Source organism: Bradyrhizobium sp. CCGB01, from assembly GCF_024199795.1.
Lineage (GTDB): Bacteria > Pseudomonadota > Alphaproteobacteria > Rhizobiales > Xanthobacteraceae > Bradyrhizobium.
On record NZ_JANADK010000001.1, the window covers coordinates 4,345,153 to 4,361,490 of the forward strand.

General features: G+C 63.7%; 14 protein-coding genes. 12 read left to right on the plus strand and 2 right to left on the minus strand.

From position 1 onward, the window contains the following. Window positions 1–19: 19 nt before the first annotated feature. Window positions 20–1,129, minus strand: coding sequence for a glycoside hydrolase family 172 protein (locus NLM25_RS19790; RefSeq protein WP_254138058.1), 1,110 nt, complete (start codon window positions 1,127–1,129; stop codon window positions 20–22). A 102-nt stretch (window positions 1,130–1,231) separates the two neighbouring features. Beyond that, on the minus strand, window positions 1,232–2,857 hold the full coding sequence (locus tag NLM25_RS19795; protein WP_254138059.1) for a long-chain fatty acid--CoA ligase: 1,626 nt from the start codon (window positions 2,855–2,857) through the stop codon (window positions 1,232–1,234). Window positions 2,858–3,034: 177 nt separating this feature from the next. Here NLM25_RS19795 and NLM25_RS19800 point away from each other — a divergent pair, with 177 nt between their 5' ends. The 12 genes from NLM25_RS19800 (at window position 3,035) to NLM25_RS19855 (ending at window position 16,257) form a co-directional block, all read left to right on the plus strand. Then, window positions 3,035–4,867, plus strand: coding sequence for an NAD(P)/FAD-dependent oxidoreductase (locus tag NLM25_RS19800; RefSeq protein ID WP_254138060.1), 1,833 nt, complete (start codon window positions 3,035–3,037; stop codon window positions 4,865–4,867). Window positions 4,868–4,872: 5 nt separating this feature from the next. Further along, window positions 4,873–5,679 carry a shikimate dehydrogenase gene (locus NLM25_RS19805; protein ID WP_254141221.1) on the plus strand — a complete coding sequence of 269 codons (807 nt, stop codon included), beginning with the start codon at window positions 4,873–4,875 and terminating at the stop codon, window positions 5,677–5,679. 118 nt (window positions 5,680–5,797) lie between these two features. Further along, entirely contained in the window at window positions 5,798–6,631 is an 834-nt protein-coding gene (locus NLM25_RS19810) for a lytic transglycosylase domain-containing protein (protein WP_254118515.1), read from the plus strand. A 110-nt stretch (window positions 6,632–6,741) separates the two neighbouring features. Then, window positions 6,742–6,963 (plus strand): hypothetical protein, encoded by a 222-nt coding sequence (locus NLM25_RS19815; protein ID WP_211409289.1) that lies wholly within the window; start codon window positions 6,742–6,744, stop codon window positions 6,961–6,963. A 12-nt stretch (window positions 6,964–6,975) separates the two neighbouring features. Beyond that, window positions 6,976–7,398 (plus strand): hypothetical protein, encoded by a 423-nt coding sequence (locus NLM25_RS19820; protein WP_254118516.1) that lies wholly within the window; start codon window positions 6,976–6,978, stop codon window positions 7,396–7,398. A 444-nt stretch (window positions 7,399–7,842) separates the two neighbouring features. Continuing rightward, complete coding sequence (locus NLM25_RS19825; protein WP_254138061.1) at window positions 7,843–8,289, plus strand: MaoC family dehydratase; 447 nt, start codon at window positions 7,843–7,845, stop codon at window positions 8,287–8,289. 78 nt (window positions 8,290–8,367) lie between these two features. Next, on the plus strand, window positions 8,368–8,880 hold the full coding sequence (locus NLM25_RS19830; protein WP_254118518.1) for a hypothetical protein: 513 nt from the start codon (window positions 8,368–8,370) through the stop codon (window positions 8,878–8,880). A 307-nt stretch (window positions 8,881–9,187) separates the two neighbouring features. Continuing rightward, entirely contained in the window at window positions 9,188–10,345 is a 1,158-nt protein-coding gene (locus NLM25_RS19835) for a LuxR C-terminal-related transcriptional regulator (RefSeq protein ID WP_254141222.1), read from the plus strand. Window positions 10,346–10,575: 230 nt separating this feature from the next. Next, entirely contained in the window at window positions 10,576–11,550 is a 975-nt protein-coding gene (locus NLM25_RS19840; protein WP_254138062.1) for an AraC family transcriptional regulator, read from the plus strand. Between the two features lie 108 nt (window positions 11,551–11,658). Continuing rightward, window positions 11,659–11,907, plus strand: coding sequence for a DUF6894 family protein (locus tag NLM25_RS19845; RefSeq protein ID WP_254138063.1), 249 nt, complete (start codon window positions 11,659–11,661; stop codon window positions 11,905–11,907). Window positions 11,908–12,226: 319 nt separating this feature from the next. Then, entirely contained in the window at window positions 12,227–14,995 is a 2,769-nt protein-coding gene (locus tag NLM25_RS19850; RefSeq protein WP_254138064.1) for an autotransporter domain-containing protein, read from the plus strand. A 143-nt stretch (window positions 14,996–15,138) separates the two neighbouring features. After that, entirely contained in the window at window positions 15,139–16,257 is a 1,119-nt protein-coding gene (locus NLM25_RS19855; RefSeq protein WP_254138065.1) for a helix-turn-helix transcriptional regulator, read from the plus strand. The last annotated feature ends 81 nt before the right edge of the window (window positions 16,258–16,338 follow it).

The following is a 16,338-nucleotide window of genomic DNA, read 5'->3' on the forward strand; positions in this document are numbered from 1 at the left end:
TTGATCGATCGGCGGTGGACTAGCCTATTTCGAGATAGTCCGGCCCCGGCAGCTTGGGGAACGGCGCCGTCGGCAGCGTCTGATACCAGAACGCGACCGAGGCGATGTCGTCCTGTAGCGGAAGATATTTTGCTTCCTTGACGCCCGGCAGCCAGCCGAGCGCCTGGATCGTCACGCGAAGGTCGGAGCGGAAGCGCACGGGATCGGGGATGTGCCAGCGGTACATGCCGAAGCGCTGCTGCGATTTGTAGACGCCGTCAGGGCGGATCACTTGCGGCAGGCCGGCATAGGGGGTGGTGAACTCGACGTAGCGGGATTGACCCTGGCCGGCATGCGCGACATGGGGATCGAAATTATAGGCGCCGCAAAAATAATCCTCGGTGCCGGTACCGCAGATGGTCGGGAACGCGCCGTCGCCGTCGATGAAGAACTTGATCTCGCCTTCGCCCCACCAGCCGTTGTTGTTGACGCCCCAGGCCATGTAGGTGCCGACATAATGGCCGCTGCCGCTGATGCCGTCGAGGATGGTGTAGACGTCCTTATAGGGTAGCGGATTGGTGCGCCGGAACTGCGCGTGAAAGTACGCGCATTCTTCCGGAACGTCGGTCAATGTATAGTTGATCTGGTAGTAGACGGTGAGCTGCTCCTCGCTGCGGTTCTCCAGTGTGAAGCGCGCGCGCGTGCGGAACGGCATTTCCCAGTAGCAGTTGAAGGCGCGGCCGGGATTGACGCAGACCGCGAGCGAGGACACCTGCGCGAACTCCTCCCATCCGCAGGCGAAGAAATCGCCGGCCGGACATTCCACGCTTGGCAGCTCCTGGTCGTCCCAATAGACGCGCAGGATGGAATGGCGCAGCCGCCCGCGCGCCAGGGTCATCCAGATCTGCTGGATCGCGCCCTGACCGTCGATGTCGGCGAGCGTGAAGGTCGCGCCCGGTTCGATGACGACGTAAGGAGAGACTTTCCAGCCCTGGCCGAGATCGCGGGCCTGGCGCGCGGCGGCGCCGTCGACCGACATGCCGCCCTTGCCCTTTTCGCCGGTGAAATTCTCGGGGCTGATCGAGCGCGTCTGCGCGTTCGACAGGCGCGACAGATTGCCGAGATGCAGGCCCAATCCGGAAAACGCCATGGTGTCCTCGATAAGGGATTAGCGACGTTCCGATATATCGCCCGCGAATCTACCAAAAGATGAAGACCGCGCGCGGAATTGTCCGCACGCGATCAGGTATCGTCACGCGACGCGATACTCCCTGAACTTCTCGCGTAACGCGGATTTGAGCACCTTGCCGGTGCCGGTCATGGGGAATTCGTCCAGAAATTCGACGGCATCCGGCAGCCACCAGCTCGCGATCCTGGGACGCATGTGGTCGAGCAGCGTCTTGCCGTCGACGGTCGCGCCTTTCTTGCGAACGACGAGGAGCAGGGGGCGCTCCTGCCATTTTTCGTGGTTGATCGCGACCACGGCGGCTTGAAGCACGTCGGGGTGTGACAGGGCGACGTCCTCGAGCTGAATCGAGGAGATCCACTCGCCGCCGGACTTGATCACGTCCTTGGAGCGGTCGGTCAGCGTGACGTGGCCTTGAGCGTCGATCACCGCCATGTCGCCGGTGATGAGCCAGCCGTCGCGGTCGAGGCCTTCATCGAGCTTCATGTAGCCGGAGGCGACCCAGGGGCCACGCGCCCGCAGATGTCCGACGGTCTTGCCGTCGCGCGGCAGCTCGTTGCCGCCGTCGTCGACGATGCGCAAGGCGGTGCCGAAGCAGGCCCGGCCCGACACCTGGCGCCGGTCGAACTTCTCCTTGTCGCCGAGATGCTGGGAGCCCGGCCGCAAGCTTGGCATCGAGCAGCCCAAGGCCTCGGTCATGCCCCAGGCCTGGATGTAGTCGATGTCATAGTCGCGCTTGAGCTTCTCGACCATCGCGCGGGGCGGCGCCGATCCGGATGACAATGTCGCGCGCAACGTCGAGAATTTGTTGCCGGTGCGGCCGAGCCAGTCGAGCAGGATCAGCCAGAAGCTCGGCACGCCGGCCGACAGCGTCACCCTCTCGCCTTCGAGCAGCTCGTAGAGCTTGTCGGGCTCGTAGTTGCGGCCGGGCAGCACCAGCTTCGACCCTGTGTAAGGCGCGGTGAACGGCATGTTCCAGCCATTGCCGTGGAACAGCGGCGCCATCGGCATCATCACCTCGCGCACGCCTTCGACATGTCCTGGCAGGAAATCAAAATTGCAGCAGGTCATGGTCTGCAGGATCGCGGCGCGGTGCGAGTAGATCACGCCCTTCGGATTACCCGTCGTGCCCGACGTATAGCAGATGGTGGACGCGGATTTCTCGTCGAACTCGGGCCAGGCGAAGCCGGCGTCGTTTTCGCGTCCCAGCAGCTCCTCGTAGCAATGGACGTTCGCAAGCTTCGTCTCCGGCATCCGCTCGCGCGAGGACATCATGACGAAGGCCTCGATCGTCTTCAGCTGCGGCGCGATCGCCTCGACGAGCGGCAGCGTGGCGCGGTCGATGAACAGCAGCCGGTCTTCGGCGTGGTTGATGATGTAGACGAGTTGCTCCGGAAACAGCCGCGGATTGATGGTGTGCAGCACATAGCCCATGCCCGGCGCGGCGTAGAACATCTCGAAATGACGGTGCGTATTCCAGGCCAGCGTGCCGACGCGGTCACCACGCTTCATGCCGAGCCGTTTCAGGGCCAGCGCCATGCGCTTGATGCGCGGGTGGGCATCCGCATAGGTGTAGCGATGGATGTCGCCCTCGATCTCGCGCGCGACGATCTCGGCTTCGCCGTGATAGTCGGCGGCATACTGGATCAGGCCGCTGATCAGGAGCGGCATGTCCATCATCAATCCCTGCATGGTCTCCTCCAGACCGCCGCGTCGTTGCGCGGCATACGCTTGTGATTTACGCGTGAGGTTAGCGGAACGTCACGCGGCATTCACGCAAAAAGCATTGGACGTGATTGCATGCGTCACTTTTTCGGGGCTAACTAACCTGAGCTGCCGGCGAAGCAGCATTCGCCGTGGAGAAAATCGATGTCAGCGGAAAGACACAAGACCGGTGGAGCCGGCGAATCTAGGGTCGACATTGACGCGCTCCGTGCGCGCTATCGCGACGAGCGCGACCGCCGCCTGCGCACCGAGGGCAAGGCGCAATATGTCGAGGTCACAGGCGATTTCGGCCGCTACCTCGACGATCCCTGGGCCGATCCCGGATTTGCACGCGCACCTCTGAGTGAACAGACCGAAGTGCTCATCGTCGGCGGCGGCTTCGGCGGCCTTTTGTGCGGCGCTCGCCTGCGCGAAGCCGGCATCGATGATTTCCGGATCGTGGAAAAGGCCGCCGATTTCGGCGGCACCTGGTACTGGAATCGTTACCCCGGTGCGGCCTGCGACACCGAGAGCTACATCTACCTGCCGCTGCTGGAAGAGACCGGCTACATGCCGGTGCGCAAATATGCGCGGGCGCCCGAAATCTACGAACACTCCCGCCGCATCGGCCGGCACTTCAGCCTTTATGAGCGGGCGCTGTTTCAGACCGTGATCTCACGGATGGAATGGCAAGAAGACGAGGCACGCTGGCTGGTGGAGACCGATCGCGGCGATCGCATCGGCGCGCGCTTCGTCATCCTGGCCGGTGGCCCGCTGAGCCGTCCGAAGCTGCCGGGCATTCCCGGCATTGAAACCTTCAAGGGCCATAGCTTCCATACCAGCCGCTGGGACTATGGCTACACCGGCGGGACATCTGAAGGCGGCCTCGCCGGTCTTTCAGACAAGCGCGTCGGCATCATCGGTACCGGTGCGACTGCCGTGCAATGCGTGCCGCATCTCGGCCGCTCGGCGAAGGAGCTCTACGTCTTCCAGCGCACGCCATCGGCGATCGGCGTGCGCGACGACCGTCCAACGGACGCAACCTGGGCGCAGAGCCTCAAGCCCGGCTGGCAGCGCGAGCGCATGGACAATTTCACCGCGGTGATCTCGGGTGAGCCGTTCGAACAGGATCTGGTGCAGGATGGCTGGACCGGCCTGCTCGGGGAGATCCTGCTCGCGCCGCGCCGGCAGCCGCAGCCGGTGACCTCGATGGAGGAGGCGCTGAAGGTCATCGAGCAGGCAGACTACCGCAAGATGGAAGAGATCCGCGCGCGCGTCGATACGGTCGTGAAGGACGAAGCTGCCGCGGCGGCGCTCAAACCCTGGTACAAGGCGTTCTGCAAGCGGCCGTGCTTCCACGACGAATATCTCGACACCTTCAATCGTCCCAACGTGCATCTCGTCGACACCAGGGGGCAGGGCGTTGAGCGCATCACCGAGAACGCCGTCGTGGTCGACGGCAAGGCCTACGAGCTCGACTGCTTGATCCATGCCAGCGGCTTCGAGGTCGGCACCGATTACGCGCGCCGCATGGGTTTCGAGGTTTACGGTCGCGACGGCATGAGCCTGTCCGAGCGATGGCGCGACGGCGTCAAGACGTTGCACGGCTTCTACAGCCGCGGCTTCCCGAATTGCTTCCTGATCGTCACGGTGCAGGCCGGCCAGAGCGCCAATTTTCCGCACATCATCGACGAGCAGTCGCAGCACATCGCCTATGTGATCGCCGAGGCGCGCAGGCGCAAAGCGCGAACCCTGGAGCCGACGCTCGCCGCCGAGAACGCCTGGGTCGACGAAGTCGTCAAGGCCGCGCTCGGCCGCCAGACCTATCTCGCCGAATGCACGCCGGGCTACTACAACAACGAGGGCGTGTTCGATCCGATCGCGGCGCGAAACAGCCAGTACTGGCGCGGGCCGGTGACGTTCCTCCGGCTGCTCGCCAAGTGGCGCAAGGAAGGCAATCTGGACGGGCTGGAATTGACCTCCGGGGGCCCGGCTTGACCGGCATGATCCCGGCCCCGACGGGCGCGACACGGCTCTGCGTCATCGTCGGCGATCCCATCGCGCAGGTGCGTTCGCCGGCCGGCGTAACAGCCGCCTTCGCCGCGCGCGGCCATGACGGCATTCTCGTGCCGGCCCAGGTTTCGGCTGCAGACCTTGGTGATTTTCTCTCTGTGGCGACACGGCTGAAGAATCTCGACGGTATCGTCGTGACCATTCCGCACAAATTTGCCTGCTACCGAGCCTGCGCAAGCGCGACGGAGCGCGCGCATTTCCTGGGCACCGTGAACCTGATGCGCCGCCGCGCCGACGGCGCATGGCATGGCGATATGGTCGATGGCCTCGGTTTCGTCGGTGCGGCGCGGGCGAGGGGGATCGATCCCCGGGGCATGCGGGCACTGCTCGTCGGCGCCGGCGGCGCGGGATCGGCGATCGCACTTGCGCTGGTCGAGGCCGGTGTGAGCGATCTCGCAATTCACGACAGCGCGATTGGGCGCCGCGACGGGCTGATCGGCCGGCTCAACGGGCTCGGCAAGGCGCCCGTGCGGATCGGCTCGGAGGACCCGGCCGGCTTCGATTTTGTCGCCAATGCGACCCCCGCGGGGATGAAGCATGGCGACCCGCTGCCGGTCGATGTCGCGCGGCTGGCGCCGTCGGCCTATTGCGGCTGTGTCATCACAAAGCCCGAGATCTCGCCCTTTATCGCGGCGGCCAGAAAGGCCGGCTGCGTGACGGGCACCGGCACGGACATGTACCAGCAGCACCAGGGCATCATGGTGGACTTCCTGCTTGGCCGCGACGGCCGAGAATAGCCGCCTTGCCCGTGTCAAGGCGTCCATTGCGACGGGTGGGGCTTGAGCGATCGGGGCCGACGTAGGATCATGCGCCCGCGCGAGCCGGTCGCGCACCTTTAAGCGAGAGGACCAAGGAATGACCAAGGGCAGGACCGTTGCGACGGCCATGATTGGCGCTGCCGCGCTGCTTCTCTCGCTGGCGCCCATGTCGCTGATATCCATGGCCGAGGCTGCGCAATGCGGCAGCTCGCCGGCGGGTTTTGAGGCCTGGAAGCGCGAGTTCAGCGCGGAGGCGCAGGGCAAGGGCGTCGGCCAGACCGCGCTCTCGGCTCTGATGCAGACCAATTACGCCAGTGCCACGATCGCAGCCGACCGCGGGCAGCGCAGTTTTTCGCTGACGCTCGACCAGTTCCTCGCCAAGCGCGGCGCCACCACCATCGTCGCCAAGGGGCGGCAGCTCAAGCAGTCGCAGGCCGCCTTGTTCGCCTCGATCCAGCAGCGCTACGGCGTCCCGCCCGGGCCGCTGATCGCGATCTGGGGCATGGAGACCGGATTTGGCAGCCAGCGTGGCAACCAGAACATGCTGTCGTCGATCGCGACCCTTGCCTATGACTGCCGCCGTCCCGAATTCTTCACCGACCAGCTTTACGCCGCCCTCAAGCTGATCGACCGCGGCACGCTGTCGGGGGCGACCCGCGGCTCCATGCATGGCGAGGTCGGCCAGACCCAGTTCATGCCCAAGAACATCCTGGCCTATGGTACCGGCAATCTCGAGGTTGCGGCCAATGCGCTGAACTCGACGGCGAATTTCCTGAAAGCGCATGGCTGGCGCGCAGGAGCCGGTTACCAGCCGGGCGAGCCGAATTTTGCCGCGATCGAGGCCTGGAATGCCGCCGGCGTCTATCAGAAGGCAATCGCCCTGATGGGACGGCAGATCGACGAGGGCGGTGGGGCGGCGGCCTCGCGTTAATCGGTTCAGCAAGGCGTGATGCGGCAGCACGAGAAAGTTGTTGCCATCAGGAACTGAGGGCACGAGGTTTGCTTTGATCAGGTTCGGGGCTGGGCATGAGGAGACTCAAGATGGCAACCCAGATCGTGATGGACCAGACTGGCGATACGCGCCACGAGTTTGATCCTGGCAATGCCGAAGCGCTGGCGCGAGCCGAACAGCGCTTTCGTGAGCTGACCGGAGCCGGCTTCACCGCCGCCTATCGAACCGGCCCCGGTGAAGTCACCCGTATCAAGTCATTCGATCCGACCGCGCAGGAAACACTGTTCTATCCCCGCCTGGTCGGCGGTTGATCTGAGCTGCTCATGATCGCGGCAGTTTGGCTCCGTGCGCCGGCGCGTGCGCGTCTGCATGCGCTGCGCGAACTCTATCGGCGCTTCTTCGGCGAGAACACGCCGGATGCCCGCGGCCGCCGGCTTTTGGCCGACTGGCTGTCGCCGGCGCAGCGCGCTCAATTCGAGCAGCATCGGTATTTCGATGTCATCGGCTGCGATACCGGCAAGACGTATCGCATCCACTACGGCACGGCCGCCAATGTTCATGAAATCGACGACGAAGGACATGCGATGATGGGATGGTGCTTCGTCCCGTCAGGCTTTCTCGTGCCCGGCGACGTGATGCTGGCGCAGAAGATCGCGCTCGAGACCGACGAGAACGCAGCAATCGCGCTCGCCAACCGGTTTCCGCCGGCAACGCATTCGGAGCACTTCTATCGGCGCCCGTTCTAGGGCCGGAGCATACGGGCACGCCTTGGTTCACCTCTCCCTTCGGGGAGGTGAACCGAACTCCTGCGAAGACTTCCGATCAGGAGTGCGTGGTGCGATAGGCGTCCAGCGCATGCGCCGCGAAGACACCGACGCTGCAAAGGGCGAGCAGGGCTGAGATCAGCTCGATCATAGCTCATCCCCCCGTAGTGACTGGGAGACGAGGCTCTGGCAGCAAGAATATTCCCGGATGAGGTCGAGGAAGAATTGCATGGTGGCCGTCCCTGTATGATTTTGACAACTAGATAACCGGCCATCTGTTTCAGGCGTGTTTCGTCGTTTTCGGAAACGGGTTTCGCGGGGAACCGGGGGCTGGTTTGTGCGCCGCAGACCCGCTAAATCCGCTCCTCCTCAGTCCTTCAGCCGCGCCTCTCCGGCGGGCGGCACGTCAGATTGCGAGGCAAAATCATGGCGCAGGTCGAGTGGTTCGACGATCTCACCATCGGAATGCGGTTCAAATCCCCCGAGGTGCAGGTCACCGAAGCTGACATCAAGCGCTTTGCAGCCGAATTCGATCCGCAACCGATGCATCTCGACCACGAGGCCGCCAAGCAGACCCTGTTCAACGGCCTGGCTGCGTCGGGATGGCACACCGCCGCAATCGCCATGAACCTTGCGATCCAGGCCCGCCCGTTCGGTCCGCACCCGCTGATCGGCGCGGGCGTCGACGGCCTGCGCTGGACCATCCCGGTGCGGCCCAATGACCGTGTGCATCTGGTCGGCGAGGTCATGAGCCTGACGCCGTCGAAGTCGAAGCCGCAGGGCATAGCGCTGGTGAAATGGACGATGTTCAACCAGAACGGCGAGGAAGTTTACACCTTCACCCCGATCGCGATCGTTCCGCGGCGGGTGTAAGGCCGGCACCGTCTCAAGCTCTTGCGGGCCGCCGGGAGAGGTGGTCATCTCCGTGCGGGGAACACGCTGGAGGCTGACATGAAACGATTCCTTCTTGCCGCTTTGCTGACCGCGGGCGCCCTGGGTGCAGCCGTCTCGAGCACCAGGCCGGTGCTCGCGCAGCAATCCAGGGTCGGCGACTGGACCATCGAGAAGCGCACGCAGGATACGCATTGCAATGCAAGCCGCGGCTACAAGGACAAGGAAGACGAGAACCGCGACTACGTCATCGTGATCACCTATTCCGAAAAGGCCATCGTGATCGTGATGATCTATGACGGTTGGGAGTGGGACAAGGTCGGCGAGATCCTCCGGGCCGACGTCGGCACCGACGACGCCGACATCATGAAGAAGGCGAAGTGGGAGGTCATGGACAAGACCACCGTGCGCGGCATCTTCGAATACGACCAGTCGATCATGGACCGGCTGTCCAAGGCCCGGCGTCTCTCGCTCGATTTCGAGGACGATGACGAGGACAGCATCGAGATGCAGATCCCGCGCGCCGGCGAGGCGCTCGCCGCGCTGAAGTTCTGCGAGGAGAACCGGAAGTAGATGGCCGACGCCCACGGTGATGCCGGCGGGAACTGGTGGCAACAAAATCTGCCGGCGGCGCGCGAGCGCGTGATACAACGCACACAGTCCGCGCGCTGTTCGTATTTATCCTAGTCTTTGGCGAAAACGTCCAAGCCGCACCCTGCGGTTGACGTTACGCAAGGACGATGTTCGATATTCCAGCATTTCGCTGCACTGCTTTTTCCTCGTCGAAGGCGACGGTCGACCGGTCTGTCGCCTCCACCGATTTTCAATGCGCGAGCCCCCTTTGCCGCCGGGGCAGCGCGCCGATCGCGTCGTCGCTGCGATGACGATCCTCCAGGCAAATCGATTTTCGTCGCTCGTCGGAGAGATCTACGATGCCGCGGCCGATCCTGCACTGCGCAGCGGCGCGCTGGAGCAGGTTTCATATTTTGTCGGCGGATGTGCCGCGACCATCCTGTCCCGCGATGCATCGAGGCTTTCGATCGAGATTCACCAGCATTTTGGCACCGAATCCCGCTTCCGCCAGCTCTATCGCGACAGATATGTCGAGCAGGATCCTCTGCTTGATCGCCACCTCGCTATCGCTGCCGAGCAGACCATCGGCGTGACCGATGTCATGCCTCATGCGGATTTCGTGGCGACGAGCTTCTATCGCGAGTGGGTCGAGCCGCAGGGCGCGATCGATCTCGCAACCGTCACGCTCGAAAGGTCGGACACGCGCACCACGGTCCTGCAGGTGTTGCGTCACCGATCGCGTGGGACCGTCGATGACGCGATGCGCGAGCGCATGCGGCTGCTCGCGCCCCACATCCAGCGTTCCAGGATCATGGGCCGGCAGATCCGGGCGCGCTCGCATACCGTGGACGACCTTGCCGAGGTCCTGGACGGTCTCAGCACGGCGATCTGCCTGCTCGACGCAGACGGCCGGGTCGTCCACGCCAACGCGGCGTGCCGGCAGTTGTTCGTCGATGCCAATCTGCTCGCAATGGTCGGCGACAGAATCGTCGCCCGTAACACCCAGACCGACAAAATATTCCGCGGCCTGTTTGAAATCGTCTCGGATTCTGGAGCTCATTCGAGCGGTCGCCGCCGGATCGAACTCGCGACGTCGGCCGATGGACAACACTATCTCATCCACGCCCTTCCTTTGAAGCGGGAGCGCAATCTGCCGCGCGATGTCGCGGCCACGGTCCTCCTCGTTCAGAGGGCGGCGATGCTGCCGTCGCTCGTGCCCGACGCGATCGCCTCGGCTTTTCGGCTGACGCCGTCGGAATTGCGCGTGCTGATGGCGATCGTCGAGATCGGCGGCGTCCCTGATATTGCGGCAAAGCTCGGCATTGCCGAGACGACGGTGAAGACGCATCTCGGCCGCCTGTTCGAGAAAACGGGAGCCGGCAGGCAGGCGGATCTCGTGAAGATCGCCGCCGGATTCACGGCGCCGTTTGCACGGCGGACGAGCAGCGACGACGCCGACGTGTGATTCATTTCACAGCGCGCGCCGTCGGACGATGCAATCTCAATCCATTGTGATGAGCGGGATCGTCAGGTCCTCCGAACGTAGGACGCATGTCGTTTGAGACTTTCGTATATGGCGCCACCTGGAATGAGAAGGGCAGCGTGCGCCACTGAACAATGCGCGCCGGCACCGGACGCGGGTGCGGAGAGACAGCAACGCGTGGCCGATCCTGTTCATCGGTTGGAGAGATTGCAGTGAGCGGCAAGGACGAATTTTCCATTCATAATGTTTCAACGGACCACATTCCCGAAGACGAGCGCGTGCCGCTGCTGCGCGAATTCTACTGCCGCGGCGTGCTGAAATCGGAGGTCGAGGCGACGGACGAAAAGCCGTTCGCGGCGAATCTCACGTCCCATAGTTCGCCGGATGCTCAATTGGTGATCGGCGGGCTGATCGGAGCGCGCGTCATCCGCACCAAGCAACTGGTCATCGACGGGAACGACAGCCTTGGCCTGATGGTCAACCGATCCGGCATCGTCGAAGTGTCTGCGCGAGGACGGGATCTGCGGCTGCATCCTGGTGACGCGGTGCTGACGAGCGCGGAGGACGTGACGATCTACGAGCGTCTCTCGCTTGGGAATTGTCTGTCGATACGTGTGCCGCGGCGGGTGCTGGCACCCCTGATCGTGGATATCGACGATGCCGTGATGCGCATCATCCCGGAGCATGCCGCCGGACTTCGGTTGCTGGTCGATTATGCGACGTCCCTGCTGCGGGAGCGCGCGTTCGCGGTGCCCGTGCTGCGCCAGCTTGGCGTTGCGCATATCCATGATCTGATGGCGCGCGTTCTCGGCGCGACCGATGAGGTTCACGAGCTGGCCGGGCGGCGCGGCGTCAGGGCCGCGCGGCTGCGCAAGGTGAAATCCTTCATCGTCAACCATTGCTGGCAGCAGGAGCTGTCGGTCGCGACCGTGGCGCAGGAGTTCGGTGTGACCACGCGCTATCTTCAGCGTCTGTTCGAAGCCGACGGAAAGACGTTCTCGTCCTTCCTGACCGAGCAGCGTCTCAAGCGCGCCCATCGCATGCTGCGCGAGCCCGATTTCGCCGGGCGGCCGGTGAGCTCGATCGCCTACGACGTCGGCTTCGGCGATCTCTCTTATTTCAACCGCTGTTTCCGGCGGGCCTATGGCGCGACGCCAAGCGGCGTCAGGAGCGGCGAAGCTCTGTGAACGCGGGCGACTGAATTCCAGCAAACCGTCGGTTTCAATCAGGAAGGATTTGAGATGACCCCGATCGTAGACGCGCGGGCGCGGCGGCGCCGGCAGTTGGAGTGTTGAATGCGCCGTTTCTTCTTTGATCTCCTGGTCGACAATGTCGTGAAGATCGATCCGGGCGGCATGGTCTTCGAGCAGCCCAAGGCCACGTTCGTCGTGGCCGACGAGATGGCGCGACATCTGTTCGTCTGGCGTGACGACCTGCGCGATCGCGATGCCTGGATCCGCGTCAGGGACAACGGCGGGCGCGAGATCTATCGCGCCGCCGTCTGGTCGGAGAACGCGGCGAAGGTCGGCTGGGACCACGCGTAATCCGTTCGGGGGATGGTGTCGCAACTCTGCATCAGTGCGGCACGAAAGGGCATCGGTTCGTTTGAGGCGAAGACCCGGTCGCCTCCGTCCAAGTCGGAAGCGGCGCCCTTTTCTACCTTGGTGTTCAGCGAATCCAAATTCGCATGAGCTGGCGTCCTCCAGTCGAAGGAGGCCGCTGGCAATGAGGCTGTGCGCCGAGGGACCGAAAATGATTGTGACGGGTGTGGACCGTATTGCGCGATGGCGTTTGGCGTGGCGATCGCTACGGTTTTTGCCGCTGGCCGCACTGGTCATCCCAGTGTTCATCAGCGAGCCCGCCATGGCGGCTTGTACGCCAACCGCGCCGGTCAGCAACGCGACGGTGGTGTGCGCAAGCGATACCGACACCCAGCAGGGCGGCGGCACGGGCTACGGTACCAGCAACGACGACAACAATTCCTACGACATCCGCACGGGCGTGACGGTCCAGGGAAGCAACTTTGGTTTCAAGGTTGGCTTCAACAGCGTTTTCATCAACGCGGGCACGATCAGTGGATCGAATGCCGCGGGTATTACCGGCGGCGATATGACGATCACCAACCTGGTCGGGGCGACGATTGCCGGCTTCAACGCGATTACGCCGACGACAATCGTTCTCAGCAATGCTGGCACGATCAGGGGCGAGGACAGGGCCATCGACACCAGTGGCAATGCAACCATCACCAACCTCAGCTCAGGCCTGATCACGCAGACGCGGACGTCGGGCGTCGCGATCTTCTCCGATCGTCTGGCGACGGTGAACAATTCCGGCACGATTTCCGGCCACGAAGCCGGCATAGCGGCCGGAAACATCAACCTGTCGAACTTTGCTTCCGGTACCGTCAGTGGCGCGAGCGCCGTGATCGCGGACGAAGCTGTCTCCGTTGGCAATGCGGGCCTGATCCAATCGACCGGCAACGCGATCGTGTCGCGAACCGGCGATATCAACCTGATCAATACGGCATCCGGCACGATTTCCGCAGGCGCCGACACCATCGCGACGAACGCGAACCCGGCGACCGGGAAGGGCAATATCACGATCAACAACGCCGGACTGATCCGTACGACCACGTCGCTGGCAGCCGTGATCTCCGCCAGCAACCTCGCCGACGTCACCAACTCCGGGACCATTCAAGGCGGTTCGTCCGGTATCGATGGTGCAAACGTCAAGCTGACAAACCTCGCCGGCGGCACGGTGATCGCGCATGATGCGGCGGTCTTTGCCGGGACGTCCGCGGTCATCGACAATGCCGGGACCATCACAGCCGACGGCAGCTCTGGTGTTGCCATTGTCGCCGATTCTGGCAACGCAACCGTCCGCAACAGCGGTACGATCACGGGGATCTTCAACGCCATCAGCGCCAACCAGACCGCAAACGTGGTGAACAGCGGGACAATGTCCAGCGGATCTACGGTGATCTTTGCCAGCACCGTCAACGCGACTAACACCGGGCTTATTTCGACGACGCTCGGATTCGGCTTGAGCGGCGTTACCGTGAACCTCGACAATTCTGGAACCGTGATGGCGGATCGCGGTGTCAATGCGAACTTCGGCAACGTCAACAATTCCGGAACGATCATCGGGAAGGGCGCAGCCGTCAATGCCGTTACGGCGAACGTGACCAACACCGGCCTCCTTCAAGCCTCCACCGTCAACGGCGACGGCATCCTGACGACGCAGGCGACAGTCAACAATTCCGGCACCATCATCGCCAGGCGCGGTATTACCTCGACCGACGGATCAAACGTCACGAACTCGGGCACGATCACCGGCACCGGCGGGGTCGCGATTCAGCTCTCCAACAGGGCCGACACGCTAACGTTGCTGCCGGGCTCGAAGATCAACGGCGTGGTCGATTTCGGCTTCGGCAACGATGTCGTGAACCTCAACTTCATCCCGCTGAGCAGCCGGGTGTCGTCGCTGACGAGCATCCAGCTGCCGACCTTCGTCAACTTCAACGGCACCATCAACACCAATGTCTCGGGCGGAAGCTTCAACGGCCCGTCGGTCTTTGCCGGTGGCACGCTGGCGACTCTCGATGCCACCGCACTCGCGCAAACGGACCGCACGCTGATGGATTTCACAGGAGGGGTGTCCTCGCTGGTGCAGGGACGCCTGGACGGCGGCAGTGGCGCGGCCGGCAGCAACATGATGGCGATGGCCTATGCGCCGGAGACGGCGCAGGCTGGTCCCTTCACCAAGGCGCCGCGCAGCCTCTGGACTGATCCGGCACCGATCACGGTTTGGGTCAACAGCTTTGGCGGCCAGCGCATTCAGGACGAGACGGCCTCGACGCTGCGTGCAACCTCGATAGCGTGGGGCGGGGCGATCGGAATCGATCGCAAAGTGCAGCCGAATTGGCTGGTCGGCGCCTTTCTCGGCGGCGGGCAGAGCGGTCTCTCGGTCGATCTCAACTCGCAGTCGGTCGACACCAGCTACGTGTTCGCGGGTGCCTATGGCCGGTTCGAATGGGCCTCGCAGTTCTTCGACTTCACCTTCCAGGGCGGCAATGCCGACAACAGATCGCGCCGCCTGGTGCTGAACAACGCGGTTGTCGGCGGCATGGAGACGGCGAGGGCGACCTACAGCGGCTGGTATGTCAGCCCGGAGATCGCCTACGGCTACAGGCTCGAGATCGGCAACGGCTATCTGCTCACGCCGACAGGGCGGCTGCGCTACGTCGCGGGCTGGTTCGACGGCTACAGCGAGACCGGTTCGGCGCAAGGGCTCTCGGTCGGCGGTCGCACGCTCCAGGATTTCGAGGAGCGCGGCGAGGTCGATCTCTCCCGGGTCACGAGCCTCACCGGCGGCGAGCTCAAGGCCAACATCCACGGCGGCGTCATCGCGCTTCAGCGCGTCGGCGACGCCAATATCAACACGGTGTTGCTCGGCCAGAACCTGTCCTTCGTCACGCCCGGCAGCCGCAGCACCGTCGGCGCCGTCGCGGGCTTCGGCTTCGACTACCGCACCAGCCGCAACGTGTCCGTGTTCGGCGCGGTCGAGGGCATGATGATGTCCGACCAGAGCCGCACCGGCACGGCGAAGGGCGGCGTTCGCGTCGCGTTCTGAGCCGGCATCAGCCCTGGCGGCCTGAACACGATGCCCGCCGGCCGGGCGCCATCTGCCCGGCCGGCGCCTCCTCCGATCGGAGGACGCCGCATGCTGTGGTTGTGGTAGTTTGGTGATATTGATCACTCAGGCCATTTCAAGCCATGCACGAAGCTCGGAAACTACCCGAACTGGTCGAGTCCATTTATGACGCCGGCCTCGATCCAGCGCTGTGGAATAACGTCGTCGCCGGCATCCGCGACTTCGTCGGTGGACAGGCCTGCGGGCTGTTTTCCAAGGATTCGATCAGCAAATTCGGCGTCACCCATTATTATTGTGGCGCGGACCCGCACTACATCCAGCTCTATTCCGAGACCCATTCGAAGTTCGACCCGCTGACGGTGCTGCCGCCGCATGGCGAGATCGTCAGCATCCCGGATCTCGTCAATTTCGACGAATATAGGAGAGGGCGCTTTTACCAGGAATGGATGCAGCCGCAGGGCTGCAGCGATGCGGCCAACGTCGTGCTCGAGAAATCGAATGCGAGCTGCCCCGTGATGATGACGGTGCTGTCGGGCCGGCGCATGGTGGATCCGGCCATGAAGCATCGCCTCTCGCTGATCGTGCCGCATGCCAGCCGCGCGCTGCTGATCAACCGCGCCATGACTTCGCAATTGACACTGGCGACGGCATTGGCGGATGTTCTGGACAACCTTGCGTCGGGCATTTTCCTGCTCGATGCCTGCTGCCGGGTGGTGCATGCGAATTCGGCGGGCCATGCCTTGCTCGCCGCCGACGACGTGGTCCGAACCGTTGCCGGGCAGCTCGTGACCTCCAGCCCGGAGGCCAATCAGACGCTGCGCGAGGCGTTTGTGACCCGCAGCGAAATTGCCCTGCTTGCCGCAAGGGGCCATGCGATTCCCCTGCTGTCGCCGAGCGGGGAGCGCTACGTCGCGCATATCCTGCCGTTGTCATCCGTGCTGCGCAATGGCAACGAGCGGGTCGTCGATGCCGCCGGTGCGCTGCTGCTGCGCAAGGTGTCGCTCGGCGGGCAGTCCTATGGCGAATTGATCGCACGGACGTTCGATCTCACGCCGGCCGAGGTGCGCGTGTTCCTGTCGATCGTCGAGGTCGGTGGCGTGCCGGAAACGGCGGCGGCGCTCGGTATCGCGGAAACCACGGCGAAGACGCATCTGCATCGGGTGTTCGCCAAGACCGGGGTTTCCCGACAGGCCGATCTCGTCAAGCTCGCGGCTGGATTTTCCAATCCGCTCGTCAACTGATCGATCAATCTCCGCCGAAGTTGAACCTTTTGCTCCCGCGATAGACTCACAGAGGCCGCCGGGCATCAAGAACATTTCGCT

What these genes read in the sequence shown, in the direction of transcription:
- NLM25_RS19800 (WP_254138060.1), top strand. Translation starts at nt 3,035, where the DNA reads ATGTCAGCGGAAAGACACAAGACCGGTGGAGCCGGCGAATCTAGGGTC.
- NLM25_RS19790 (WP_254138058.1), bottom strand. Translation starts at nt 1,129, where the DNA reads ATGGCGTTTTCCGGATTGGGCCTGCATCTCGGCAATCTGTCGCGCCTG.
- NLM25_RS19850 (WP_254138064.1), top strand. Translation starts at nt 12,227, where the DNA reads ATGGCGGCTTGTACGCCAACCGCGCCGGTCAGCAACGCGACGGTGGTG.
- NLM25_RS19855 (WP_254138065.1), top strand. Translation starts at nt 15,139, where the DNA reads ATGCACGAAGCTCGGAAACTACCCGAACTGGTCGAGTCCATTTATGAC.
- NLM25_RS19845 (WP_254138063.1), top strand. Translation starts at nt 11,659, where the DNA reads ATGCGCCGTTTCTTCTTTGATCTCCTGGTCGACAATGTCGTGAAGATC.
- NLM25_RS19820 (WP_254118516.1), top strand. Translation starts at nt 6,976, where the DNA reads ATGATCGCGGCAGTTTGGCTCCGTGCGCCGGCGCGTGCGCGTCTGCAT.
- NLM25_RS19805 (WP_254141221.1), top strand. Translation starts at nt 4,873, where the DNA reads ATGATCCCGGCCCCGACGGGCGCGACACGGCTCTGCGTCATCGTCGGC.
- NLM25_RS19795 (WP_254138059.1), bottom strand. Translation starts at nt 2,857, where the DNA reads ATGCAGGGATTGATGATGGACATGCCGCTCCTGATCAGCGGCCTGATC.
- NLM25_RS19830 (WP_254118518.1), top strand. Translation starts at nt 8,368, where the DNA reads ATGAAACGATTCCTTCTTGCCGCTTTGCTGACCGCGGGCGCCCTGGGT.
- NLM25_RS19815 (WP_211409289.1), top strand. Translation starts at nt 6,742, where the DNA reads ATGGCAACCCAGATCGTGATGGACCAGACTGGCGATACGCGCCACGAG.
- NLM25_RS19835 (WP_254141222.1), top strand. Translation starts at nt 9,188, where the DNA reads ATGACGATCCTCCAGGCAAATCGATTTTCGTCGCTCGTCGGAGAGATC.
- NLM25_RS19825 (WP_254138061.1), top strand. Translation starts at nt 7,843, where the DNA reads ATGGCGCAGGTCGAGTGGTTCGACGATCTCACCATCGGAATGCGGTTC.
- NLM25_RS19810 (WP_254118515.1), top strand. Translation starts at nt 5,798, where the DNA reads ATGACCAAGGGCAGGACCGTTGCGACGGCCATGATTGGCGCTGCCGCG.